General features: G+C 64.6%; 27 protein-coding genes and 1 pseudogene. 13 read left to right on the top strand and 15 right to left on the bottom strand.

Annotated elements, in window-relative coordinates:
* Positions 1-125 precede the first annotated feature (125 nt).
* A complete protein-coding gene (locus tag L0U83_RS33670) occupies positions 126-428 on the bottom strand; it encodes a hypothetical protein (RefSeq protein ID WP_233888482.1) in 303 nt (100 codons plus the stop codon).
* 663 nt (positions 429-1,091) lie between these two features.
* Between L0U83_RS33670 and L0U83_RS33665 the strand changes: the two genes are divergently transcribed.
* On the top strand, positions 1,092-1,415 hold the full coding sequence (locus L0U83_RS33665; protein WP_233888481.1) for a hypothetical protein: 324 nt from the start codon (positions 1,092-1,094) through the stop codon (positions 1,413-1,415).
* A 9-nt stretch (positions 1,416-1,424) separates the two neighbouring features.
* Positions 1,425-1,940, top strand: a complete 516-nt coding sequence (locus tag L0U83_RS33660; RefSeq protein ID WP_233888480.1) for a hypothetical protein — start codon at positions 1,425-1,427, stop codon at positions 1,938-1,940.
* Between the two features lie 7 nt (positions 1,941-1,947).
* Here the strand turns inward: L0U83_RS33660 and L0U83_RS33655 are convergent, their stop codons facing one another.
* Positions 1,948-2,847 (bottom strand): DMT family transporter, encoded by a 900-nt coding sequence (locus tag L0U83_RS33655; protein ID WP_233888479.1) that lies wholly within the window; start codon positions 2,845-2,847, stop codon positions 1,948-1,950.
* 202 nt (positions 2,848-3,049) lie between these two features.
* Between L0U83_RS33655 and L0U83_RS33650 the strand changes: the two genes are divergently transcribed.
* From L0U83_RS33650 to L0U83_RS33630, 5 genes and pseudogenes are all read left to right on the top strand, one after another.
* Positions 3,050-3,961 carry an AraC family transcriptional regulator gene (locus L0U83_RS33650; RefSeq protein ID WP_233889136.1) on the top strand — a complete coding sequence of 304 codons (912 nt, stop codon included), beginning with the start codon at positions 3,050-3,052 and terminating at the stop codon, positions 3,959-3,961.
* A 124-nt stretch (positions 3,962-4,085) separates the two neighbouring features.
* A complete protein-coding gene (locus L0U83_RS33645) occupies positions 4,086-4,346 on the top strand; it encodes a hypothetical protein (protein WP_233888478.1) in 261 nt (86 codons plus the stop codon).
* 100 nt (positions 4,347-4,446) lie between these two features.
* Positions 4,447-4,923, top strand: a complete 477-nt coding sequence (locus tag L0U83_RS33640; RefSeq protein ID WP_233888477.1) for a VOC family protein — start codon at positions 4,447-4,449, stop codon at positions 4,921-4,923.
* Positions 4,924-5,143: 220 nt separating this feature from the next.
* A pseudogene (gene opgC, locus L0U83_RS33635) lies at positions 5,144-6,204 on the top strand (OpgC domain-containing protein).
* Positions 6,201-7,871, top strand: a complete 1,671-nt coding sequence (locus L0U83_RS33630) for a tannase/feruloyl esterase family alpha/beta hydrolase (RefSeq protein ID WP_233888476.1) — start codon at positions 6,201-6,203, stop codon at positions 7,869-7,871. Before opgC ends, L0U83_RS33630 begins: the two are co-directional and overlap by 4 nt.
* A 23-nt stretch (positions 7,872-7,894) precedes the next feature.
* Here L0U83_RS33630 and L0U83_RS33625 read toward each other — a convergent pair whose 3' ends face one another.
* Entirely contained in the window at positions 7,895-8,683 is a 789-nt protein-coding gene (locus L0U83_RS33625; RefSeq protein ID WP_233888475.1) for a COG4705 family protein, read from the bottom strand.
* A gap of 279 nt (positions 8,684-8,962) precedes the next feature.
* On the opposite strand from L0U83_RS33625, the gene L0U83_RS33620 reads away from it, so the two are divergent.
* Positions 8,963-9,226, top strand: a complete 264-nt coding sequence (locus L0U83_RS33620; protein WP_233888474.1) for a hypothetical protein — start codon at positions 8,963-8,965, stop codon at positions 9,224-9,226.
* A gap of 49 nt (positions 9,227-9,275) precedes the next feature.
* On the opposite strand, the gene L0U83_RS33615 is transcribed toward L0U83_RS33620, so the two are convergent.
* Entirely contained in the window at positions 9,276-9,536 is a 261-nt protein-coding gene (locus L0U83_RS33615) for a DUF2934 domain-containing protein (RefSeq protein WP_233888473.1), read from the bottom strand.
* A 152-nt stretch (positions 9,537-9,688) separates the two neighbouring features.
* Between L0U83_RS33615 and L0U83_RS33610 the strand changes: the two genes are divergently transcribed.
* Positions 9,689-10,066, top strand: a complete 378-nt coding sequence (locus tag L0U83_RS33610) for a VOC family protein (protein ID WP_233888472.1) — start codon at positions 9,689-9,691, stop codon at positions 10,064-10,066.
* 43 nt (positions 10,067-10,109) lie between these two features.
* On the opposite strand, the gene L0U83_RS33605 is transcribed toward L0U83_RS33610, so the two are convergent.
* A complete protein-coding gene (locus tag L0U83_RS33605; RefSeq protein WP_233888471.1) occupies positions 10,110-11,471 on the bottom strand; it encodes a phospholipase A in 1,362 nt (453 codons plus the stop codon).
* Between the two features lie 149 nt (positions 11,472-11,620).
* Here L0U83_RS33605 and L0U83_RS33600 point away from each other — a divergent pair, with 149 nt between their 5' ends.
* Together L0U83_RS33600 and L0U83_RS33595 are read left to right on the top strand one after the other, a co-directional pair.
* Entirely contained in the window at positions 11,621-12,112 is a 492-nt protein-coding gene (locus tag L0U83_RS33600) for a Spy/CpxP family protein refolding chaperone (protein WP_233888470.1), read from the top strand.
* Positions 12,113-12,156: 44 nt separating this feature from the next.
* A complete protein-coding gene (locus L0U83_RS33595; RefSeq protein ID WP_233888469.1) occupies positions 12,157-12,447 on the top strand; it encodes a hypothetical protein in 291 nt (96 codons plus the stop codon).
* An 82-nt stretch (positions 12,448-12,529) separates the two neighbouring features.
* Here the strand turns inward: L0U83_RS33595 and L0U83_RS33590 are convergent, their stop codons facing one another.
* The 6 genes from L0U83_RS33590 to L0U83_RS33565 all read right to left on the bottom strand — a co-directional run bounded on the left by L0U83_RS33590 (position 12,530) and on the right by L0U83_RS33565 (position 19,308).
* Complete coding sequence (locus tag L0U83_RS33590) at positions 12,530-14,644, bottom strand: phosphocholine-specific phospholipase C (protein WP_233888468.1); 2,115 nt, start codon at positions 14,642-14,644, stop codon at positions 12,530-12,532.
* Between the two features lie 89 nt (positions 14,645-14,733).
* Entirely contained in the window at positions 14,734-15,177 is a 444-nt protein-coding gene (locus L0U83_RS33585) for a TrbL/VirB6 family protein (RefSeq protein WP_233888467.1), read from the bottom strand.
* Positions 15,178-15,364: 187 nt separating this feature from the next.
* Positions 15,365-15,766, bottom strand: coding sequence for a PPC domain-containing DNA-binding protein (locus L0U83_RS33580; protein ID WP_233888466.1), 402 nt, complete (start codon positions 15,764-15,766; stop codon positions 15,365-15,367).
* A 134-nt stretch (positions 15,767-15,900) separates the two neighbouring features.
* Entirely contained in the window at positions 15,901-16,221 is a 321-nt protein-coding gene (locus L0U83_RS33575) for a DUF4148 domain-containing protein (protein WP_233888465.1), read from the bottom strand.
* 220 nt (positions 16,222-16,441) lie between these two features.
* Complete coding sequence (locus L0U83_RS33570) at positions 16,442-17,944, bottom strand: M81 family metallopeptidase (RefSeq protein WP_233888464.1); 1,503 nt, start codon at positions 17,942-17,944, stop codon at positions 16,442-16,444.
* A gap of 74 nt (positions 17,945-18,018) precedes the next feature.
* Positions 18,019-19,308, bottom strand: a complete 1,290-nt coding sequence (locus L0U83_RS33565) for an MFS transporter (RefSeq protein ID WP_233888463.1) — start codon at positions 19,306-19,308, stop codon at positions 18,019-18,021.
* A 130-nt stretch (positions 19,309-19,438) separates the two neighbouring features.
* Here L0U83_RS33565 and L0U83_RS33560 point away from each other — a divergent pair, with 130 nt between their 5' ends.
* A complete protein-coding gene (locus L0U83_RS33560) occupies positions 19,439-20,356 on the top strand; it encodes a LysR family transcriptional regulator (RefSeq protein ID WP_233888462.1) in 918 nt (305 codons plus the stop codon).
* An 18-nt stretch (positions 20,357-20,374) separates the two neighbouring features.
* Here the strand turns inward: L0U83_RS33560 and L0U83_RS33555 are convergent, their stop codons facing one another.
* The 3 genes from L0U83_RS33555 to L0U83_RS33545 form a co-directional block, all read right to left on the bottom strand.
* Entirely contained in the window at positions 20,375-21,493 is a 1,119-nt protein-coding gene (locus tag L0U83_RS33555) for a WD40/YVTN/BNR-like repeat-containing protein (protein WP_233888461.1), read from the bottom strand.
* Positions 21,494-21,510: 17 nt separating this feature from the next.
* The gene (locus tag L0U83_RS33550; RefSeq protein ID WP_201698871.1) at positions 21,511-21,780 is read right to left on the bottom strand and encodes a MoaD/ThiS family protein; all 270 of its coding nucleotides are present in this window, start codon (positions 21,778-21,780) and stop codon (positions 21,511-21,513) included.
* 157 nt (positions 21,781-21,937) lie between these two features.
* Positions 21,938-22,741, bottom strand: a complete 804-nt coding sequence (locus L0U83_RS33545) for a hypothetical protein (RefSeq protein ID WP_233888460.1) — start codon at positions 22,739-22,741, stop codon at positions 21,938-21,940.
* Between the two features lie 178 nt (positions 22,742-22,919).
* Here L0U83_RS33545 and gcvA point away from each other — a divergent pair, with 178 nt between their 5' ends.
* The gene (gcvA, locus tag L0U83_RS33540) at positions 22,920-23,828 is read left to right on the top strand and encodes a transcriptional regulator GcvA (RefSeq protein ID WP_233888459.1); all 909 of its coding nucleotides are present in this window, start codon (positions 22,920-22,922) and stop codon (positions 23,826-23,828) included.
* Positions 23,829-23,865: 37 nt separating this feature from the next.
* Here the strand turns inward: gcvA and L0U83_RS33535 are convergent, their stop codons facing one another.
* Positions 23,866-24,672: a sulfite exporter TauE/SafE family protein gene (locus L0U83_RS33535; RefSeq protein ID WP_233888458.1), complete on the bottom strand. Its 807-nt coding sequence runs from the start codon at positions 24,670-24,672 to the stop codon at positions 23,866-23,868.
* Positions 24,673-24,730 lie beyond the last annotated feature (58 nt).

Here is a 24,730-nt window from a genome sequence, read left to right as displayed (position 1 = left end):
GACGCCAGGCGTACGGAAAACGAACCGGAACGCCCCGCGGCACAGACGGTCCGCCGCACGGTGTATCAGTTCTTTATTTGCCTATTTTTCTCAATTGCTCGCAATTGGCTTCAATCATTGAGCTTTCATTTTCCGAGGCGATTTTCACCCCGATTATCCTGGCCGTTATCTTCGATCTGATACACGCGCGTACGCACCGCGGGAAGCTCGGGGGGCTGCTGGGCGATTCCCCATGCAGTCAACAAGCCGTCGAACGACGCACCGGCCGGCGCCGTCCGTGGCTCGGGCAGCGGCACGCCGGTCGATCGGTAGCGCGCGGATCCTCCCGCACACGCGCCCGTCTTGACGCGTTCGGCGGCGCCGTTGCGCATGGCGTAGCGAACGACATCGGAGGCTTCGCGCGAACTCATCAAGCCCGATGCAGTCATTTCGCTGACCGACGCACTTTCGCGTTGCGCCAACCATCGCAGCAGCGTGAGCGCACTAGCGTGAACCTTCATTACTGGCCTCTCCCGTCTTTGTCTTGTCCCTGTCCCCGGCGCAGATCACGCGACGCACTGAACGGATTTCGCAGTGTCTGCAATGCCATACCCTTATCCGCCCGCTGGAGTCGTCGCCGTGCCATCGGGCTTGATTGCGGCAGTGAAACTGAACAGCGGTGTGGGGAGCGCGCTCGCCAGGAGGGTAAACAGCGCGTGCTGGTGTGTGCTGCACGCGTACATTGGCCATCGGCTTTGCATTTGTTTCAATCCCCGCAGGCGCGGGCGTACGCGGTAACCCCGGAGCGGCTGGCACGCCGCGTGTTTGCATTCATGTTTATCTGCCCATCCGAGGGTATCGGCAACCTTCACACGAATCTTTAGTGCAAACGATGAATTTATACCGGCCGCCGATTTCGTAATAAAAATGAAGGCATTTGATATTCATTCGAACAGGCCACGGGAAGGCTCGGTGTGCCAACCCACAGACGGGCCGCCCGCCGCTCGTCACAATCGACGCGGCCGCCCGGGCTGGGGCAACTGATGCACAACGCATTAACGGCCGGCCGGCGCTTCGAGGCGACTGCGACACTCAACGCGCAAGGGGTTCGAATGGAGTCGATCACATTGGGTCAGTGCGTGAAGGGCGCATGGCGCGACGGCTGGCGATACCTCCGTCACCGGCCCGCGTTCGCGATTTTGCTCGCGCTCTACACATGGCTGTCGCCGTTCGCCGTGAACGCGCTGCGCCCCGACCGCACACCGCCGTTCAGGCTTCTCACCTACGTCCCGCTGGGCGTCTTCGAATTGATGGACAGCGCGCTATTTGCGCTCCTCATCATGCACGCCATACGTTTCGTACTGCTTGAAACCGATTCGACGAACGCGCAACCAATCTCAGGCCCGAGCTATTGGCGATTTCTTGGCTGCACCTAGGGACTCACCATGCTCGCGCTGGTGCTCGTCGGCCTGGCCATGGCGCTGACCATGGTGCTGTACCTCGGGCTGACGATCTTGCTCGCTCACCCATTGACAACCGCGACTACGCAGTTCCCTGTCGAAGCGCGCATCCTGATACCGATCGTCGGGGCAGCTTTCGTGTTGATTGGCGCTGGCATCAGTTGTTTCGTGCTCACGCGGCTGAGCCTGCTCCATACGCACGTCGCCATTGGTGGCACGCTCAGGATACGCGAAGGCTGGACCGATACACGTGGGCATTGCTGGAGCATCTGGTCCATTCAGTTTTGCGCCGGGCTGCCAACGTTCGCTGCATCGACCGTGGTTGCGGCCTCCGACCTCGCCTCGCGGCACCACGGTCTCGCTTCGCTCAACACGCTCAACGCCTTCGGCGCGCCCGCCACCGCACTCTCTGCCTTCGGCGCGCTTTATGTTGGCGCGCCGTGTTCCGCCTGGCTGTATCGACGCTACGCCAACGCGCTGAGGGCCAGCCCGGCGCGCTGAAATCCGCTCACGACGCCGGCGCGCGCCGCGCGAACAGGCGCCGCGTCAAGTCGAACGCGACGAGGTTGCCCGAGACGACCAGCAAAAGGCCGATAACGGCAAGCAAGGACCAGCGGTACCCCTCGTAGACAGTCGAAACCGCCAGCGCAACGATCGGGAACAAGACTGTGCAATACGCAGCGCGCTCGGGCCCGATCCGGCCAACCAGCGTCAGGTAGGCCGTGAAACCGATCACCGAACCAGCCACGACGAGCCAGGCCAGCGCGCCGAGGTAGCGCGCGTCCATTTCGAGCCTGAACGGCAATCCGGCCACAGCGCTGCCGGCGACGAGCACTGCGGTGCCGATCAGCATGGCCCAGCCATTCGTGACGAGCGGATTGAGGCCCATCGACTGCATGCGGCTGGACAGCAAATTGCCCGTGGAGAAACACAGCGTGCCGAGGAACGCCACCGCGAGGCCGAGCCACGCCGTCTCATCGCCGATATGGCCGGCCATCTGCTGCAGGAAGAGGCAAATGATCCCGATCAGACCCAGTGCGGCCCCGCCCACGGCCGTGGGTTGCAGCGGCCGGCCCATGAAGATGCGCCCGTTGATCGAATTCAGGAGCGGCGCGGTCGAGAACACCACGGCGACGAGTCCGCTCGGCACGATGCTCTCGGCATAGTAAAAGCACAAGAAATTGAGGCAGAACAGCGCCAGCCCCTGGGCGACGAGATAGCGCCATGCCGCGCGCGGCGGCCATACGGGGCGGCGCATGACCGCCAGCAGCGCGAACACCAGGAGCGCCGCGAGCCCGAAACGCCAGGCGATCGAAACGGGCGCTGGCACGACGCCAAGCTGCCACTTGATGGCGATCCAGGTGGTGCCCCAGATCAGGACGGTCAGTACGTAAAGTAAAAGGTTCATTGCCGGAAAGGACCTCGAGTCGATGCCCCAACTATGGCGCACGCGAGCGGCGCGGACTTGTCCAGGATTGCGCATTTCTTGCCAGCGCCTGGGCACGGCCGGCGATAGCAAGGGCACACGCGTATACTTTGAAAACGCGCTTTGAAAACGCGCTTTCAAAACCCGCTTCGAAATCATCGACTTGCAGCCCACTGCCCCAACCATGAACGCCCAGGTGCCGCTTCCCGCGCCCGACGAGACGCCCTTTGGGCTGCACTCGGTGTGCCGCACGCTGAGCGCGGCCAATGCGACGCTGGAGCGCTTTGCCTGGCTCGGCGACCAGTTAGCGGCCGCCGTCTGGACGCGCGAAACGCGCGAGGCCGAGACGATCTACGACCGGCCGGGCCATCACACGCTGTCGTGCTATCTCGACGGCGGCTACCGCACGGAGCGGCAGAAACTGCCCGGCGTTTATGGCGCGCCAAGCCGGCTCTGCGCGCTTCCCGGCGACCATGAATCGCGCTGGTGGGTGCGCGGCCACATGCATTTCATGCATCTGTATTTCTTGCCCGAGCACTTCACGCAGCGCGCGGTGCGCGAACTCGACCGGGAACCGCGCGAACTCACGCTCGCCGACCGCACGTATTTCGAAGACGACCGGATTGCCGTGCTCTGCCAGGCGCTGGCCAACGAGGACTGGGCCGATCCAGAGGGCCTCCTGCGCAGCAACGAAACGGCGCACGAAGTGCTGAGCCTGCTGCTGCGCAGCCAGGGTGTACGGCGCTCCGGCGCGGTCCTCAAGGGCGGCCTTGCCGTGTCGACGCGCCGACGCCTGCGCGACTATATCGACGCCCACCTTGGCGATGGACTGACGCTCGGCGCACTGGCCGACGTGGCGTGCCTTTCCGAATACCATCTCGCGCGCATGTTCCGCGCCTCGTTCGGGCAGGCGCCGCATGCATGGATTGCGGCGCAGCGGCTGGAGCGCGCCCGCGTCCTGTTGCGCACGACCGCCCTGCCGCTCGCGCAGATTGCAGCAGAGTGCGGGTACGCGAACGCGAGCCACTTCAGCCATCGCTTTCGCGACGCGTTCGGCGCCGCACCGAATGCATATCGTCAAGCATTCCTGAGGTAGTCTTATGCGCCTCGATCCTGCCATGCGTGGCTCCATGTTTTGACGCGCCGCTGGGTCTTGTTGTGGCTGCCCGGCCTGCCTATCGTGACGTCATGTCCTCGACGTTCACCGAAAAGAGCCCGTCATGTTCCGAACCATCGTCGAACATACGTCACGCTATAGCGCGATTTTCCCCTTGTCGCCCGCTCTGCGCGCGATCTTGCGCGGCGGCGCTATTCTCGTTGCGGCGGTGATCGCATTACTGCTTGCGCTCATTTCCACTCCCAGCAGCACTCGCGCCAATCTCGCGCTGTGCCTTGCATCGCAGTCCGAATCACATTCGGAACACGGCAAGACGGATTCGCACACTGCCACGTCACTCGCCATCCAGCAATGCATTGACTAACTGCCGTGCTCAGCCAGCAAAAATCCCACACGCGGCCGAGGCTTTGTCACAATGAGCGCTGCGCGCCTCCAGGGAGGCGCATTCCTCGAAGGAGATCGTGATGGCGGAGCTTGTGACTTGCCTGTGGTTCGATGAAGGGAGAGCGCGCGAAGCGGCGGAGTTCTACGCCGCGACGTTTCCGGACAGCCATGTCGGGGCCGCCCATGTTTCCCCCATACCGGGCATCGGCACAGGGGCGGAACTGGTGGTCGAATTCACGGTACTCGGCCGGCGCTTCGTGGGCCTGAACGGCGGCCCCAACTTCACGGCAAATCAAGCCGTGAGCTTCATGGTCGAGACCCATAGCCAGGAAGAGACCGACCGCTACTGGAACGCGATCGTCGGCAACGGCGGCGAGGAATCGGACTGCGGCTGGTGCAAGGACCGCTGGGGGTTTTCGTGGCAGATCACGCCAAAGCGCCTGCTCGAATGCGTCTTCGGCGCCGATCGCGAAGCCGGCAAGCGCGCGATGGACGCGATGATGCAAATGCGCAAGATCGACATCGCCGCGATCGAGCGCGCCGCCGCGGCGCAGTAAGCCGCAACGTCGAAAACCGGCTGGCACGCAGCTGGCGGCAATATGGCGTGTACGTCATTTCAGGCGCACGAGCCGCAAGCCACCCCGCGAGCAAGGAACGATACCTGCGCAATGCGCTCGTACGCACATGGGCGGCGCAGTTCGTGACTCGCCGCCCTGTCATTCATCGAGTAGTTGGCGCCTGCCTGAGCGGCACCTCCGCGATGCATGCGAGGGCACCATGGAGTCCCGCCAGGGGCGTTCGATCGAAGTCGATTTTTTCCGCGGCGTCGTGCTGATCGTGATCGTGCTCGATCACATTCCGGGTAGCGCCTTGTCGCATGTGATGTCGCGTCGGCTGCGGCGTATCTGGCCGTGCGCGCGCACCGTGGCGTGAGCGCAGCGCTTGGGCGCTTCCTGCGGCGCAGCTGGGAAATCTACCGGGCCTATCTGCTGACCGCCCTGCTCACGCTGCTCTCGGGCGCGATACTCGCGCTCTTGCACCTGAACCCTGCCGCCGCCGATTTGAGCGGATGGGCGTCGTTCGCCACGCATCCCGTGCGCGAGACGTTCCACGTCGTGCTGCTCGCGCGCCAGCCCTATCTGTCGAGCGTGCTGCCGATGTATGTCATATTTGCGCTGTGTGTGCCCGCGGCGGTGCCCTTCGCCCGCCGCGCGCCGCTGTCCACGCTGGTTTGCAGCCTGCTGCTCTGGGCCTTCGCGCCGCTGCTCGCTGCGCTCATCGGCGCGAGCACGTTCGCGAACTGGCCGTTCGATCCGTTTGCGTGGCAGTTGATGTTCGTATTCGGCATGCTCTGCCGGCTGCACCCGGCTCCGCCCGGTTTCGAGATCTCGGAAACCGCGCGCTGGCTGGTACGATTCGCAATCGCCGCCGTGGCGCTGTTCGCGGCGGTCAAATGGTTCGTTCTGACTCAGCCCCTGCCAGGAGACATGAAACAGCATCTCGGCTTCGCGCGCGTCGTCAACTTCATCGGCATTGCCGTGGTGGCGGCGTATTTCGTTCATCGCGGGACCATCGCGCGCATCGCCGCGCGCCTGCCCGCCGTCGTGACCGTGGGCCGCGCGGGACTCGTGTGCTTCGTAGGCGGCACGTGGATCTCAGTGATCGTCGACACCGCCACGCCTCACGCGCTGCACGGCGCGGCGGCACTCGGCGCGGCACTGGCCGGCGACATCGTCGCGATTGGCGCGACGCTCATGCTCGCCCATGCCTGGCGCGGCACGTTCGGGCGCGAGAAGGAGAAGGTCCGCGCGAGCGTCAACGGAGCCGGCTGCGGATGAGACGACGGGGCAAGCGCGCACGCGAATCCCTTCAGGCGATCGCCGTCGCCACACTCACGCTCATCGCTAGCGGTCACGCTTTCGCCCAGCACACGCCTGCGCTGCCGCTGCACTGCGTCGATCTCGCCGGCGCGCTGCTGCCACCCGCGAGCATCGGCTTGCCCACCAACGGTGCGCTCGTGCAGAGCGCCGCGATGATCCCCGCAACTGCCACAGGCAATCTCAACGGCGATTTCTGCCGCTTGACCGGCGTGATACGCGCCCAGAGCGCCGGCACGCCGGATATCCGCTTCGAAGTGAACCTGCCGAGCCGCTGGAACGGCCGCGCGCTGCAATTCGGCGGTGGCGGCTACAGCGGCGTCGTGGTGACGGGAACCGGCCCGATGCCCTTCTCGCCCGACCGCGCGCCGCTCGCGCGCGGCTACGCGACCTTCGGCGACGACTCCGGCCACAACGGCACGTCCTCTGAGGCGAACTTCGGACTGCTTGAAGAAGCCGTGACGAACTTTGGCTACGCGCATTTGAAGAAGGCGCATGACGTTGCGCTCGCACTGATCACGCTCGGCTACGGGCGGCCGCCGGAACACATGTATTTCGCAGGCGGCTCGACGGGCGGCCGCGAAGGCTACACCGTGATCCAGCGCTACCCCGACGACTACGACGGCGTGATAGCGAATTCGCCCGCGCTGAACTTCTCGGGCGTGCGCTTGATCGGCGTCGTGGTGGGCCAGCACGAATACCGCACGCCGGGCGGCTATCTTTCGCCACAACTGCTGGAGCACGTGTACGCGCGCGTGATGCAGGTATGCGATGCGCTCGACGGCGCAGCCGACGGCATCATCAGCGACGTCGAGGGCTGCCGCGCGCAAGAGCCGGAGATCATCGACTCGCTGCGCTGCTCCTCCCAGGATCAGCCAGATCGCCAGCATGCCGCCGCAGACGAGTGCCTCACGCCGCCGCAGATCGCGACGCTGGAGAGCCTGCGCGACGGCCTGCGCCTGCCCTATGCGCTAGCCTGGAATGCGGACAGCTATCGCGGCTACAACGTCTTCCAGGGCACGCGCTTCACGAGCATGCTGGGCCTCGCGCATTCGCCGCAGCGGTCGACTCAACCGGGGTTCGTGACCAACGGCTACCTGTATGCGCAGGGCGATGCCTACCTCAAGTATTTCATCACTCACGATCCGACGTTCGATTCGACGAACTTCGACGTGATGCATCCCGGCCGCTACCGGGAGCGGCTTTTCACACTGTCGACCACGATCGGCGCGATGAATCCCGACATCTCGCGCTACATTGCGCGAGGCGGCAAGCTCATCACCTTGCAGGGTCTCGCCGACGAGGTCATCAGCCCGAACCAGACGATCGCGTACTACCAGGGGCTGATCGGGCGCTACGGCGAAGAGCGCGTGGACGGTTTCATGCGGCTATACATGGTGCCGGGTTACCAGCACGGCAATGGCGTGTTCATTCCATCCGTCGATCTGCTCGGCGCGCTCGACGACTGGGTCACGCACGCCAGCGCGCCGCAAACGCTGTTCGTGACCGACATTGCGCAGGCCACGAACGGCCGCACGCGGCCGCTGTGCCGCTACCCTGCGTTCCCGCGCTATTTGGGCAAGGGTAATCTGAATCTCGCGGCTAATTTCACGTGCGTGATGCCATAGTGGGCAACGCGCAGTGATGCGCGCTACGCGTCATACGCCCGGCGCGCGGCACGCTGCGGCAGCACCACGATGCAGCCGACGATAAAAATCATCAGCAGCACGGATGCATACAACCGGCTGAAGTGCAGGCCGCCATCGGCCACTGGCTTGTCGAGCAGATCGCCGAGCGTCGCGCCGAGCGGACGCGTGAGCACGAACGCGAACCAGAACAGCGCCGTGCGCGACACGCGCGGCCACAACCACAGCAGGCCCACGATAACGAGGCTCGCGCCAAAGATCGCGGCGCCGACTTCGTAGCCCACGCCAAGGCCGCCACGGTCCTCGCCCGCCACCCAGTCGCCCAGCGCCGTGCCGAGCGTTTGCGAAAACAGGATGGTAGTCCAGTAAAACCACTCGACGCGCGGCGTCGCGACGCTCTCGATCGAAACCGTGCCTTCTACGCGATACCAGATCGCGAGGCTGGCCACGAGCAGCAGCAGAATGATCGACACGCCGCCGGGATAGCCCACGCCGAGCGAACGGTCGAAAAAGTCGGCAAGCGTCGTGCCGAGCGTGGTCGTGGCGACAATGGTCGCCCAATAGAGCCACGGGTAGAAGCGCTGTGCACGGATCTGCGCCGACACCAGCACGACGAAGCACGCGAAGAAAATGAGCGTGCCAACCAGATAGCCCAGATTCAGTGACATCGTCACCCAGTCGCCGCCGGTTTCGCCGAGCGTGGTGCAAGCAACCTTGATGATCCAGAAGCCTAACGTCACGGCTGGGACCTTGCTCACCGCATCTTCGATGAAACTTCGAGTGGTGGTAGACATGAATACTCCTCTCCTTGCGCCGCATGAGGGGCGGAACGATATAGCCCTGGACTATAGGCTGCCGTTGCTTAACTAAACCTTAACCACCGCCAATTACGCGCAAAACGCGCGTCATCGCTTGCGCATAAGCAAGCTCTAAGGTTGGCTACGTAGTCTGAGGACATGCGTCGTGGAACTCGGACGGCGCAATGTCGAATGAGCGCTTGCACAAGCAGTTTTGCAAATCTTGCCCATTTCTTCAGTAATCCGAATCTATTTTCAATATATGGAGTCAGTGTCATGAAACGTATGCTTGCTACCGCAATTGTCTCGCTCGGCGTTGTTTTGTCCCCCGCCGCCTTCGCGCATAATGCCGAACCTCCCTCACAGGCCACACAGATGCAGCAACCGACAAACCCGCAGCTCGCCAGCCCACAACGCCCCGATGACACCGGCTATGGAATGGGAAGTTCGGGCACTTCGAACGCATCTGTCGCGCAAACCTCGCGCCATGCCGCACTCATGTCACACGAGGGTCGCAACGATCTTTTCGCGCATCACTGATGCGTGAAAAGTTCGCCGCTATGGTCTGAAGCGCGGCGCATTCGCGTTTTCACATTCCACCGCGCCGCTTGTCCCGCGCCAGTTCGTTCGGCGGCATGACGTCGCTTTCCTGCAGGGGGTCGCCGGCAAGCCGGCGCTTGCCGGCCTGATCGCTGGCGATATTCGGCGTATCTCCCTCTACATCGTATTCGGCGGCAATCTGCTTTTCGGCGCGGCTCCAGTATTCGTCCGCCCGGCCTTCGGGCGCGCCGTCGTCTTCCCAGAGTTGATAGGCGCGTCGCCGGATGCGCTCTTCCCGTTCGTCGTTCATGGTCATTCCTCCGATGTGCGCGCGAGCAGCGTTGCGACTGGCTAGCCCCGGCTGTGGTTGGCGCGTTGCTTGTGCAGCGAGCAAACACGGTGCCCGCTGCGTGCGTCATACTCACGCCACTCTCATCGAATCCCTGTGGGGAAAGATCGCTCATGTCCGACACGAACACGCTACGGCCCTTCGCATTTGTCCTTGCAGTTCAGGACCTCGATCGCAATACCGCGTACTTTCGCGACGTGCTCGGCTTTCGCGTGGATTGGGCCGATGCGACCGACTGGCGCATCGTCGCGAGGGGCGACGTACGGATCATGCTCGGCCATTGCCCCGATGCGTTGCCCCCAGTGGCCACGGGCGATCACAGCTATTTCGGCTATCTGGAAGTCGACGACGTGAACGCGCTGCACGACGAATTCGCGCGGAAAGGGGCCATCGTCCTGCAGCCTCCGGTCGATCGTCCGTACGGCATGCGCGAATGCACTGTGGCGACGCCGGATGGCCACCGGTTCGTGGTGGGTCAGTCCATTGCCTGAGCCACGTGTGAGTACAGGCGTTTCATAACATCCGCACGTTCAATCAACGCGACAAGGCGAAACCCATGCGTGCAGCCCAGCGGTGCTGGTTGTAATCGAGAAGATCCTCGCCATAGCCGTTGAAATAGCCGACCCAGAAGTAGCCGCCCCAGGCGTTGCCGAACAGTTTGGCAAGCGGGTATGTGAATTGCGCATCGACGCTGCCATACCACGATTTCGTGCCCTTTCTCAGCGTAGTTGCGAGTTGCCAGCCATCCGGGCTGCCGTATTTGATCAGCAAATCGACGTAGCCGCGATAGTCGGCAATATTCGAGTTCTCCCCTGCAATGTGCGTGTACCCATAGATCTTCGGTGCGATGGTCAGGTGGTTCGCATTGATGTCGCCGAAGTCCCAGATCGGCTTCACGTAAAAATAATCGAGGCCGCGCGACTCCGGTCCGTCTTCTCCGTTCGAATCGTGCTCGTAGCCCGCCTCGATCCCCATGCGCGTGAACCACTTCGACCGCCAGCCGGTGTCCTCGAGGTAGTAGAAGAGTGCCGGCATGTAGCTCGTATCGCGGAACGGCGCGGAATACTCGTTGATGTCCCACAGAGAGGTTTGCGTGTACGCGAAATAAAGGTTGTCGACGAAACCTCGCGAGCGTGGATCGTCCGGCATCACTAAGCGGAATTTGAAACTGACCTGGAATTTCGCGAGATCGGAGTCGTTCGAGGCAAAGCCGTCCGCGAAATAATTCGGTTGGTAGAACGAAAAGCGGCCCAGGATAACGGTGGTCAAATCAGGCATGAGCGAATTCGAAGGCTTCACCGTCGAGGGCGGCATTTGCGCGGCGAGCGATTCGTTGCCCGCCATCGGCCCTTCGGCTGGCACGATTGCGAGCGGGGTGGATGCGGGCGCAACCGCTGCCGCCGCTGGCGCCGGTGCCGGCGTGGCCGCATTCGCCGTCGCCTCGCGTGGCTTGCGCGTGAGCAGCACCACCGAAGGCGAAACGTCCACGCCTGGCACGTCCACTCTCACGGCGCCGCGCGCCCACTCGGGCCACGGCGCGCTATAGCTCACCGCCTTCATTTCGCCGGCCGCGAGCCGCACGTGCTCGGGCGCGCCGGAATCGCGTGTGAGCAGCACGGCTCTTGGCAACTGCTCGCCGTTGGTGAGCGTAATGCTCAACGTGCGTGGCACATCGACCGAGGTACCCGAGGGCGCGTCGCCGGTATAGACAATCGTCACCACGAGCGGCTCGTCGGACCTGGCTTCGCGCGGAGGCCGCATGATGGACACAGCAGCGTCGCTCGCCGGCACGTAGCCCGCGAGCGTGGCCGCGGCCAGCGCCAGGCACGCCAGCCGCCCCCATGGCGGCCGCACGCCCTGTTCGGAGCGGAAAGCGGATTCCCTGCAAGTTGCCATTCGATTCGCCACGTTGCCTCCTTCTATCGCCAGAATGATTCGCCGCGCGGCGAATCCAGACGATGCTGTTCTACGAGTGAAGCGTGGTGCTTTCGGGAATCGTGCCCTATTCCCTGTTACAGACAGGCCGCCAAAATTGAATTGTTTGCTTGCGCTGCTATGATCAAAACGTTTGTTCCGGGTCGCCGGCAAATACCGGCGAACGCTTTTCGCGAGGACTGACAATGAAACCTGTCCTGCTTGCACTAGCCCTGCTCGGCGCTTCTACATGCTGGGCGCAGGCCAGCGCTCCGGCTGCGTCGTCGCATCAGCATCATGCTGAAACCGTCGACGACCGCGTGAAAGAATTGCATGCCGAACTGAAGATTACTCCCGCCGAAGAGGACAAGTGGGCGAAAGTGGCCGACGTCATGCGTAATAACGCCAAAACGGTCGACGACCTGATCCAGCAGCGGCACGACAACGCGCAGCAGCAAACCGCGGTGGAGAACCTTCAATCGTGGAACGAGATCGCCCAGGCGAATGCCGATGGCAGCAAAGCGATGCTCGATGCCTTCTCGGCGCTTTACGCGGATATGCCCGATTCGCAGAAGAAACTTGCGGACGCCGCTTTCCGGCCCGCTGAAGCGCACACGAAATAACCAGCCGCGAGCGCCGGCCACGCGCTTGCGACGGAGGATCGACGATGAAACTCCGTGTGTCGAAGTTTGCATTCCTTTGTATCGCGGCAACGCTGTGCGCGATGCAAACCGCACAGGCGCGCGTGAACGTCAATGTGGGCGTGGGCATCGGTATTCCGGGGGCGTTCTACGCGCCGCCGCCGCCCGTGCTCTTCATGCATCCCGCGCCCATGTGGCCGCCGCCTGTCGTGTATTCGCGCCACGGCTTTTCTCCGTGGCACCATCCTCCGCACTTCAGGGGTCCGAGACACGTCCGCCATCCAGGCTGGGGACCGCCGCCTCCGCGCTGGCGCTAGTGGCGCCCCTGCATGATTGCGCGGTAAACAAAAAAAGCCACGGCTAGCGAAAGCCGTGGCTCACCTTACTCCTTAGGCCGCATCAAGCGCCGAGCGCGGGATCGCTATAGCTCGGGCGCCCCGTTTCGACGTGGCCCGCAATGCGGCGCACGAAGGTCGAATCGCTATCGACCGTGATCGTCAGGTCGTACCAGCCGTACGCGTTGCGCAGGTCGAGATAGAGCTGCTCGGTGTCGCCGCCGCGCACGGTGCGCTGGATCTTCGCGCTCGGGTCATACGCGTTGACGATCGTGAACTGGCAACGCGCGCCGCCCCTGTTCTCGAGACGCAGTTGCAGGTTGCCATTCGCCACGTCGTAGCCCTCGGTCACTTCAGGGCGCGCCGTTTCGTTGCCGCCGAACCAGCCCGATTTGACCTGAGTGCCCGCGAAACGGCGCAGAAAACCGTTCGGTCCATGCACGCTGAAGTCGTACGCACCAGTGGCGCCAATCGCGAGCTTGTCCTGCAGATGCTTGCCGGCTTCGACCGTATAGGTGCGCGGCGCATCCGTGCTGCCCGCCGTGTAGACGAGGAACACCGCGCCGGCGCGGCCCGAATTGACGAAGCGCGCGCCGACGTCGCCCGAGCCTGCATTCGCATCGAAGCGCACGAACAACTCATACGGCAGCGCGCGCGCATTGCGCACGCCCGCCTCCTGCTTCGGCACGCTGCCCACGACGGGCGGGACCGGCACGTAGCTGGGATGACGGATCTTGTCGGGCGGCGCATAGCCCGTCGTGGGAGGCAGCGTGGGAATCGCCGCGTTAGGCGTGGCGAAGTTGAATGCCGACGTGAGGTCGCCGCACACGGTACGGCGCCACGGCGTGATGTTCGGCTCGCGCAAATCGTGCTGCAGACCGAAGCGCTTCTCGATGAAGCGGATCACGGACGTATGGTCGAACGTTTCCGAGCACACCCATCCGCCGCGCGACCACGGCGAGACCACGAGCATCGGCACGCGCGGCCCAAGGCCATACGGGCCCGCAGCGTACGTGCTGCTGCCCGGGAAAATCTCGTTGGTGGTGTCGACGGTCGAGAGGCCGTTCGCGCTCGAGGCCGGCGGGAACGGGGGCGCGAGGTGATCGAAGAAGCCGTCGTTCTCGTCGTAATTCACGAGCAGCACGGTCTTGCTCCACAGGTCCGGGTTCGACGTGAGAATTTGCAGCACCTGGTCGACGTACCATGCGCCATAGTTCGCGGGCCAGTTCGGATGTTCGGAATACGCTTCCGGCGCCACGATCCACGAGACCTGCGGCAGTGCGTTGTTCGCCACGTCCTGCTTCAGCACATCGAAATAGCCGCCGCCGCCGAGCACGTTCGTGCCCGTGCGAGCGCGGTCGTAGAGCGGATTGCCGGGCTGCGCGTTCTGGTACTGATGGAAGTACAGCAGCGAGTTGTCGCCGTAGTTGCCGATGTACGGGTTGTCGCCCGTCCAGCCCCATGAGCCTTTGGCGTCGAGGCCTTCGCCAATGTCCTGGTAGATCTTCCACGTAATGCCCGCGTTTTGCAGCACCTCGGGATATGTGGACCAGCCGTAGCCGGCTTCCGCGTTGTCGACCACTGGGCCGCCGCCGCTGCCGTCGTTGCCCACCCAGCCCGTCCACATGTAGTAGCGGTTCGGGTCGGTCGAGGTCAGCGTTGAGCAGTGGTACGCGTCGCAGATCGTGAAGGCGTCGGCGAGTTGATAGTGGAACGGGATGTCGTCGCGCGTGAGGTACGCCATCGTCGTCGTGCCCTTGGCGGGCACCCACTGGTCGTAGCGGCCGCCGTTCCATGCCGCGTGCGTGGTGGGCCAGTCGTGCGGCAGATCCTGAAGGAACTGCAGGCCCAGGTTGGCCGCCGTGGGGTGGAACGGCAGCACTTCGCCCACACCGGCTGCGAGCTGCTGGTTCCATACGGGCTTGCCGTTGGGCAGCGTGATCGCGCGCGTGTCGCCGTAGCCGCGCACGCCGCGCAGCGTGCCGAAGTAATGGTCGAACGAACGGTTCTCCTGCATGAGGATCACGATGTGCTCGACATCGCGGATGCTCCCCGTGCGATTGTTCGCGGGAATCGCGAGCGCGTTGCGGATGCCCTGCGGCAGCATCGTCAGAGCGGTGGCCGAACCGGCGCTCATCGCGGCGGTGCGGAGAAAGTCACGGCGGCTTCTCGATGTCATCTTGTGGTTTCCATCTTCAGGTTGAGAAAGGCACGCACGGCACGCCGCCTTGACGGGCGGCAGGCGGCAAGGCCGCGCGGCCGGGTACGTCAATCGGCGGTGTGGATGACGGGTGTGACAAGCGGTTCGATTTGCGCGGCCTGCGCGTCTTGTGCGCTCCCGCCGGCAGGCGGCCCGGCCGGCGAGCGCACGGCATTCGCGGGCAATGCCGCGCCGACGTTAGCCGCACTGTTTGCACTATCTGGGAGATTCGATGCGGCCGTGCCCGACGCCAGCGTGAACGCGTTGGCAAGCGGCGGACTCTGTGGACGGCTGCCTGGCTGCCCTTGGGCGAGTGCGCGTGCGGCGTTCGTGGTGAGCGCGGCGCGCGTGTCGCCGTCGCGTGCGCTGCAAGCGCCAAGCGTACAAAGCGCGGCGGCGCATGCAAGCTGCATGGCGGGGGCACTCATCGACGCGGATGCAGCGCTCAGGCTCAAACGTTTGCGCGACGCACTTTGCATTGGCAAGCGCGCCGGCGCGGATTCGACCGTCATCGAAGTCTCCGTCCAGATAGAGGCACAACAACGGCTCGAGGAGCGGCCCGAGCGGGGCCTCGCACGCAGCGCATGTAACATGCATACGCAGCGGCAAGGCAACGCCGAAGCATAGCGAAGCTGCTTTTAAGTTTTGTGACGGTGCGTGGCGCGGCTCGAATGGCGGCGCGAACGGATTAGAAGCGGATTACTCTGGCGCGTTGCGGATCTGCAGTTCCGAGTATCCGGTCGAGGAATCGAGTTCGCGCGAGAAGCGATGGCCCGGCAGCAGCACCAGCAGCAGTTCGGCCGTGGTGCGAACTATGCAGCCGCGCGCGACATGGCCGCCGGACACACGGCCTTGCGCGTCGGATACGGACATATGCAGGTGGGCGCCATCGGGAGACACGGAGCCCGCGAGCGTGAGGATTTCGAGGTCGCCGCGCAATTCGGTCGGCGCTTCGGCTCCCGCGAATCGCAACTGCGCGACGCTCAAGCTGCCGATGCCCTGGATGACGAACGCCGCATGCGAGGCGTGCTCGCTGAGCAAGCCTTCGACCGCGACGCGCAGGTCGTCGCCGGGAGACAGCCGTACGGGATGGATTTGCATGCTGGGCTCGGGGTGGTCGCGGGGTCGTCACATTCGGCAAAGGTTAGGCCGGGACGACGAACGAGGCAAGTCGCACCATGTGCAACGGCCCGCTCGAAGCGGGCCGCCCTTGTACTCGCACCATCGATCACCCATCAATGATGCGCATAGGCCGAACCAAAGCCGGGAATGCCGTGCTCCCGCGAAACCGAAGGCGCCCCCGCTGCCGACGAACCATTCGCCACGCCGCCGAACGCCGATGCCACCGCGCCGTTCTGCGCACTGACCTTCGCTTCGGCCGCCTCGATGTGCTGCGGATAGTCGTTGTAGTCAGCGGCCGGGTTGTAGCCGACCTTTTCGAGCTGCACCAGCTCGGCGCGGACCTGAGCGCGCGTGAGCGGCTCGGCGGACTGCGCGAAAGAGACGACGGGAACAGCGACAACAGCGGCAACGATCAGCGACTTGATGAGTTTCATGGTGTCCACCTGTAAGCAATGAGTTGGTTCGGGCCACGATTGCGCGGCTCGTGCGTCCAGTCTTTTCGATCTCCGCCTCGCGACGTCGCTGACTGGCATGGCTGTATTTGAACTCCCGCACGTATCCCGCTTGTTTCCACGAACCCCTGCTTTTGCAAGCCTCCTTGTCCATTGCCGCAGTGGATACACAACGATACGAAAACCCCGCTCTACTGCCGCACTACGCCCGCATCTCACTCAACGACACGCCGTTCGGGCGCAGACGCAAGCGCGTATCGATGCGCTGCCACGGCAAATCGGCAGGGTCGGCGGCCATGGGGCCAGGCGACTTCGCCACGAGATGCGCCGCGGCAATTGCGTCGAAATCGGCGCGATAGTGGACCGAACTCTTGTTGACGAGAATCTTCATGCGCTCCGGCTCGATACCGGCCGCCCGATACAGATTGCGGTCGAATATCTGCATCTTCACCGAGCTGACCGCGATCCTCACGCCGTCGATGCGCAGGCACGCCACCGGCCCGATCTCGGTCCACATGCCGTTCATCATCGGGCCGTCGAAGCGCACGCGCCCATCGGCGAGATGCTCCACAACGAAGCGCCCGGCGAGCGGCGCGTCGCCGGGCACGCCCGTGCCACCCGCGAGCGCCAGCTCGATCGTCGCGCCCACGCCCGCTTCGTGCGCCTTGGCGGCCGCCTGCGGGTCCCAGATCAGGCCCACTGCCGCGTCGCGTGCACCCAGGCGCAGCAGCGCGCGCACGAGGCCCATGGTGTTCGAGTCGCCGCCCACGCCCGGGTTGTCCTGCGTATCGGCGATGACCACCGGTTGCGTGGCGTGCTCAGCGAGACGCATGGCCTCGCGCACGGCGGCGTCGGGGTCGAGAAAATGCACCTCCCAGTCGCGCTCCTGCTCGACGATGGCCGAAGCCAGTTCGTTCACCGCCGTCACCACGGCGGCCTCGTCGAAGCCGTAACCCCACACGGCCGCGCCGCATTCGGGGAAATCGGAGGCCGGGAAACCCGGCGCGAACGAAAGCGAGACGACCGAATCGTCCTCCAGTTGCGCGAGATGCGCGTACGTGCCGCGGGCCGGTTCCGCGAGCGTGCACATGCCGTTCACGGGAATCAGGAACGGAATGCGGCGCACGTAGCGCTTGAGCCTACGCTCGGGTTCCGCTACGAGGCGCATGAGGATCTGCGCGGCGCGCGCGCCCGTTTCGGCCATGTCGACGTGCGGATAGGTGCGATACGCGACCATGGCGTCGGCGTGCGTGAACATCTGCTCGGTCACGTTGGCGTGCAAATCGAGCGAGACCACCACGGGCATGTCGCTACCCACGATGGCCCGCACACGCGCGAGCAGCGCGCCTTCGCCATCGTCCAGATGCTCGGCGACCATCGCGCCGTGCAGGTCGAGATAGATGGCGTCGAAGCCGCCGCGCCGCACGGCATCGACGATTTCGCCGGCAATGCGCTCGAACGCGTCTTCGGTCACGTGCGCGGAAGCGCTCGCCCCCGCCCAGATGACCGGCACGAGCGTATGACCCGCGGCCTCCGCCGCCTGGATGAAACCGCCGGCGGGCACGTTCACGTCGCGCAGCGAGAGCACGTCGGCGCCGCGCGTGAGCGGCGGAAAGCCCTCGCCCTGAACGAAACTTTGATAACTGGCTTTCGTCGGGGCGAACGTGTTGGTTTCGTGCTGGAAGCCCGCGATGAGAATCTTCATTTTCCTTTACCTCACTTGCATAGGATGACTGATCAAATGAATTGCCTGCCTTAGCCTGAAGGCACAACGTGCGTTCAATGCTTTTCGCTCGCGAGTCTGACTGAAAGAATCAGCAGCGCGCCAATGAGCGACACGCCCGCCATGGCGAGCAGCGCTGGCTGCAGGCTGCCCGCCGCCGTCTTGATCCAGCCGATGGCAGCAGGCCCCCAGAATCCGCCGGAAAGCCCGATGGTGTTGATGAGCGCAATGCCGCCAGCCGCAGCCGGCCCCTTGATGTACTCGGGCGGAATCGCCCAGAAGACCGTGTAGGCCATCCACAGCGCCATCGTGACAAGTGTGAGCAGCGCAAGCGTGGGCGCCAGATGATTGCCCGTGGCCGAGCACAGCGCGAAAAGCAGCGCGGCTGCCGCTGCCGGCACCGCGCAGTGAAAGCGCCGCTCGCCGAGCCGGTCCGAGCGTCGGCCCATATAAAGCATGGCGACCGCCGCCGCGACATACGGGATCGACGTGTACCAGCCCAGCGTGATGAGATTGCTCACGCCTTGCGCCTTGAGAATGGCGGGCAGCCAGAAACTGATGGCGTATATCGACGCAATGATGCAGAAGTACGCAAACGCCAGCACATACACCTTGCGATCGCGCAGCACGCTGCCGAACGAGGTGGCGTGCGCCTCGGGCGCGCCGACTTCGGCTTCGAGCTGGCGCTTTTCGGCGTCGCTCAGCCATGCGGCGTCGGCCGGGCGGTCGGGCAGATAGAAGAACGTCGCGATGCCGAGCACGATGCACGGCAGGCCTTCCACGAGAAACATCCATTGCCAGCCCGCGAGCCCCGCCTTTCCCGCCAGCATACTCATGATGGCCGCCGAAACGGGCCCGCCGACAATGCCGCCAATCGGCCCGGCGAGGAACACCATCGCTATGGCGCGTGCCATGCGCGAGGGACCGTACCAGCGCGAGAGATAGAAGATCATGCCTGGCGCGAAACCCGCTTCGAACACGCCTAGCAAAAAGCGCATGGCGTAGAACGCGGGAACGCTGCGCACGAACAGCATGCACGCCGACGTGATGCCCCACAGCACGAGAATCCGCCCGAAGGTCTTGCGCGCGCCGATTTTGGGCAGCAACAGGTTGCTCGGCAATTCGAACAGCACGTAGCCGATGAAGAAAATGCCCGCGCCCACACCATAGGCGGCATCGGAGAAGCCGAGGTCGGTCTGCATCTGCAGCTTGGCGAACCCGACATTCACGCGGTCGAGGTAAGCAAACAAATAGCAGATCAGCAGAAACGGCAGCAATCGCGCGTTGATCCTGCTGTACAGCGCGGAAGCGTCAAGGCTTCTCGCGCGGGGAAGAATGGCGGCCATGTCCTGTCTCCTGTTGGTGTGCGTCGTGCGCAATACCATCCTGGCCAGGGCATACTTCGCTAGCAAGAGCAACAAAGTTCACATATCGTTCTTTTTCAGGCAACAGTCCCTTCACGCGAATGAGGGCGCGATGCGCGAGATCAATCAGCAGCGGCTGCGCTATTTCCACGAGGTGCTCACGCACGGCACGATCCGCGGCGCCGCGGACAGCCTGAACACCTCGCCCTCGGTCATCACGCGGCAAATCAAGCTGCTGGAGGACGAACTCGGCGCGCAACTGTTCGAGCGCCAGGCGCGCGGCGTGAAGCCCACCGAGGCGGCGGCGCATCTGCTGGAGTTCTGGCGCGGCTATCGCGCGCAGCAGGAGAAGTTCGAGGACCAGTTGCACGCGTTGCGCGGGCTCCAGCAAGGCCGTGTGGATCTGGCGGTGAGCGAAGGCTACGTGGATGCGCTCGTCGCCGAAGTCATCACGCCGTTCTGCGCGCAGTATCCGAAGCTCGATGTGAGCCTCACGATGCTGCCCGTCGACGACGTGCTCAACGAGGTTGCCGAAAGCCGCGCGCATATCGGGCTTGCGTTCAATCCGCCGCCGCATGAGCGCATCGAATACCGCGCGAGTTCGGCGCAGCCCGTCATGCTGCTGGTGCGCCGCGACCATCCGCTCGCGCTGCGGGGCACGCCCGCCACGATCGACGACCTGCTTGCGTGGCCGCTCGCGTTGATGCCCAGCACGTTCGGCATCGGGCATCTTGCGAACATGCTGGCGTTCGCGGAGAACGTCGAGATACGCGCGACGCTCACCACGAATTCGCTTACCGCGCTCAAGCGTTTCGTCGCTACGGAAAACTTCGCGACGCTGATTGGCGAGTTCGCCGCTTCGCGCGAGATTCAGGCCGGCGAACTCGTGACCGTGCCGATCGATCACGCGCTCTTTCAAGGCACGAAGGCGCGCGTGCTCGTGAAGTCAGGGCGGCCGCTCGTCGCGGCCGCACATGAGTTGCTCGACTGGATTTTGCAACGCATGACGATGTTTCAGGCGGCGGCCTAGAGGGCGAAGCCCACGCCCTCACCCAAACCGCACGCAATACACCGGCGGCAAGTGCGCCGAAACAAGCCGCCAGTTTTCGCCGCCGTCGTCCGAGGTCCAGAGCGCGCCCGTGGTCGACCCCATGGCGAGACGCGTGCCGGAGTCGTCGATGTCGAGGCCGTGCCGGTACACGAGGTCGTACGCAGGCGCGGCTGGCAACCCGTTCGAAAAGCGCTCGAAGGTGCGCCCGCCGTCGCGCGTGCGCGTGACGACGAAGTGGCCATCCACGGGAACGCGGTACTGGTCTTTTTGGGCCGGGACGAACCACGCGGTATCGGGCTCGCGCGGATGTACCACGACCGCGAAGCCGAAGCTCGACGGCTGCGCTTCGATACGCCGCCAGTGCGCGGCGCCATCGGTCGAACGGAAGATCGCGCAGTGATGCTGCGTCCACAGCACATCCGGGTTCGCCGCGCATTGCACCACGCGGTGCGGGTCCTGCGCGTTGGGCTCGCCGCGGCGCTCGGGCGGCATGTAGTCGGCTTCCATGCCCTCGGCGGTGAGGCGCCAGGTCGCGCCGCCGTCGCCCGTTTGCCAGACGCCGCCGCACGACACGCCTACCGTGACATGCCGGCTGTCGCGCGGATCGACCATCACCGAATGGATGCCCGGCGCGTCGTAGCCTCCTCCTGCCCATTCGCGCCGCTCCGGGCGGTCCCACAGCGCACGGTTGAGTTCCCAGGTATCGCCGCCGTCTGCGGAGCGGAACAGGCCACCCGGTATCGTGCCCGCCCACAGCACGCCCGGCTCGTCCGCGCCGCCGGGTTCGAGCGACCAGATCTGCTGGAGCGACCACGGCGCGGGCAGACGGCCCAATGCGTCCGGTTCGTTGGCCTGAATGTCATCGGCAGGCTGTGGCGGATACACGGGCACCGCGCACTCCTCCCAATCCGCCATGCCCGCGCGCCTGCGATGCAGTTTCACGCCGAAGTGGCCGAGATTGAGCGCGGCATAGAGCGAGCCGTCGCGCGCGTCGGGCATCACCATGCTCACCGGCTCGCCGACGAATTCAGGTTCGCCGATTGACCAGCCGCCCTCTCCATCGGCTTGCAGAACGAATAGCCCCTTGCGGGTTGCGACTAGCAATCGATCGCTCATCTCGCGTGCCCCTGTTGTCATCCACCCGATAGCGCCTGCACGACATACACCCGGCTCGCTTCGCCGAGCGCATCGCTCAGATGCTCCCGGTCGCGTAGCCGGACGCCGTCCACGAACACCGCCAGATGTTTTCGCAGCGCGCCCTGATCGTCGAGGATATAGCCGCGCAAACGAGGCTGCTCGGCAAACACGGCATCGAACGCTTCGCGCAGCGTGCGCGCGTCGATCTCGCGTTCGGGCGTCGCGACGTGCCGCTGAATGGAGGCTGCGAAGAAGATGTGCGCCATGGCGGGCCGGCGGCGCGGAAATGGCCGCATCCGCTGGTCCTGTAGTTTAGGCCATCCAGCGTAGGCTTCGAGGCGTTGCCGCACGCCGAAGCCCCTGTCCTGTCCTGCCGTGCAGCGCACCAAACGCACCCGGACGCGCCGAACGCCAAGCCAGTCGTTACGGCGCGCTGCCTTCCGGTTTGGATTTGCCGTGCAGGCACGGCGTCGGCAAGCGCATGCGATACAGGGAAATCGCCTGAATCGTCAGCACGCAGAGAATTGCCGCCCCGTAAGCGGCCAGCAGGTTCCAGTGCCCGAGCGTGAGGCTCAGCACGAAGAAGAACGAGGCGAAACCCAGCAGTCCCGTGGTCATGCCGCGCATCAGTTGCTGCGCCGCTTCATGGCCGATCATGCGGTGCGCGAACACGGCAAGGATGATCGCCATGAACGGGAACGACGCGAGCACGCCGCTCGCCTCGGGGCCGACGTAAGGCGCGATCAGCGTCACGCTCACGACGAGGCCGGCAATCAGCATCATGCGCGAAGGCAGATCCCACCACGGCGGCGCGAGCCGCGCCGTTCTCGCCGGCTTGTTGGGGATGAGGTTCAGCGCAAGGGCGATGGCCAGAATGGCGAAGAGATAAAGACCATGGGCCGGCAGCGCGCTCCATTGCAGCACGAGGGCGACGAGCGCAAACGTCGCGCCTCCCGCTGCCAGGGCCACCTTCCAGCCACGCGCAGCAACCCTGCAATAGGCGACGCAGAACGCCGCCTGAGCCGCCGTTGCGACGAGCGAGCCCGACGTGGCTTGCGCGGCGAACGCAGGACCGTGCTCCAGCGCGAGAAAAACCGAGACCGGCCCAGATGTGAGCGGCAGCCCCACGAGCAATCCGCCGACCGCTTCGCCCCAGCGGCGAGCAGCGAGACTGGCGGCCAACAGCAACAACGGCGTAACGACGAGCTTGAAAAGCAGAAGATCCATGATGAGCGACGCAATGCGGAGAATGCCAACTTTCAGGAATGCGCGGCACGGGTAACACGAGTTACGTTACGTCCCGCGGCTTTGTGCCCATATTGAAGGGCGCCAACATGGCTGACAAACCATTTGTCGTCATATAATGCGTGAGCAAAACTCACACGTACCGCACGCATCCTGCTCCATGTTCGACCGCCTTCCCCCGTTGCAAACCCTGCGCGCCTTCGAAGCCACCGGACGGCTCCTCAGCATGACGCTGGCGGCGCAGGAACTGCACGTCACGCATGGCGCGGTGAGCCGCCATATCAAGACGCTCGAAAGCCATCTGGGCGTGGCGCTCTTCCAGCGCCTCACGCGGCGCATCGTCCTGACCGAGGCGGGCGCCGAATTCCTGCTGGCCGTCAACCGCGCGCTCGCTGAATTGACCAAGGAGTCCGAGCGCTTGCGCACGCACGACAGCGTCACGCGTCTGAAGATCAACGCGAGCGTGTCCTTCGCGAACCGCTGGCTCGCGCCGCGCCTCTATCGCCTCAAGGCTCGCCATCCGGAACTGGACGTGCACCTCGACGTGACCGACAAATACGTCGATCTCAACGACTCGGACGTCGATGTCGCCATTCGCTACGGCAGCGGGCGCTACCCGCGCGTGCTGGCCGAGCGCATTCTGGAAGAAACCGTGACGCCAGTTTGCAGTGCTGACTATCGGGCGAAGATGGGCGGCATGGCCTCGGTCGAAAGCCTCGCGCGCTGCACCTTGCTGCACGAGGGAGGCATGCTCGCTAACTGGGAGCAATGGCTGGCGCTGGCGGGCTTGAGCGGCGTGCGCAGCGATCGCGGCACGGCCTACAGCCATGGGAGCCTCGCGATCGAGGCGGCGATACGCGGCGAAGGCGTGGCGCTGGGGCGCAGCGTGATCGTGGCGGACGACATCGCGGCTGGCCGACTCGTCGCGCCGTTCCCGCACTTGCGTCTCGAGTCCGAACGCGGCCATGACCTCGTCTACCGCATCGGCAGCCGCGACGATCCCAAAGTGCGCGCCGTGCGCGACTGGCTCGCCGACGAAATCCGGCTCTTTCTCGCCGAGGCCAGTTGAGGCACGTCGAGGGCCACGCGCGCGCAAGGCGCTGGGCTCAGTAACCGAGCGCCACCTTGGCGAGCATGCCGCACGCCACGCACACCAGGATCGCGGCGAAACCCATCTGCGTATGCCGCGCTGAGACGCGGTGCGAAACGTGACGACCCAGCATCATGCCGACAACAGTCGCGACGCTGAACCAGAGCGTGAGGTCGAGCCGCAGCGGCACGCCGTGCAGCACCGTCGCCACGACACCGCCAGAGCCCACGAGCGCGATGACCATCAGCGACGTCGCAACGATGCCGTGCATGGAAATGTTCGTGAGCTTGCGCAGCATGGGCACGATGACGAAGCCGCCGCCCACGCCGAGCAGACCCGTCATCAGGCCCGTCAACGCGCCGGTCGACGCCAGCGCGAGCGCCGTGGTTTTCGACCAGACGAGGCGTCCTGTGTCGGGATTGATACGCCCCACGCAAAGCGGCGACGCTTCCTGCAGCGCGCGCTTTTTCCCAATGGTTTGACGCAGCAGACGCACGGCCACGAACAGCATCACGCCGGCGAAGAGCGCGAGCAGCAGACGTTGCGGCATGGCTTGCGCGAGACGCACGCCGAGCCACGTGGTCGGCACGCCCGCCAGCGCCATGCAGAACGCCGCGCGATAGCGCACGAGGCGCTTTCTGAAGGCTTCGAGCGCGCCGATTCCCGCGCTGCTCGCCACGGCGATCAACGCGACCGGCGTGGCCTGCTGCATGGGCCAGCCCATTCCCACCACGATGGCCGGCACGGCGAGAATGCCGCCGCCGGCGCCCGTGAGTCCCAGCAACGCGCCGATCATGGCGCCGAGAACGAGTGAAACGATCATCGAGGGTCGATGCTCATCGTGACTTTGAACGGTGAGGTCAAGCGGGCACGGTGGCCAC

Source organism: Paraburkholderia flagellata, from assembly GCF_021390645.1.
Taxonomy (GTDB): Bacteria; Pseudomonadota; Gammaproteobacteria; order Burkholderiales; family Burkholderiaceae; genus Paraburkholderia; species Paraburkholderia flagellata.
The sequence above is the reverse complement of the archived record's forward strand: the minus strand, read 5'-3'. Positions and strand labels throughout refer to the sequence as shown.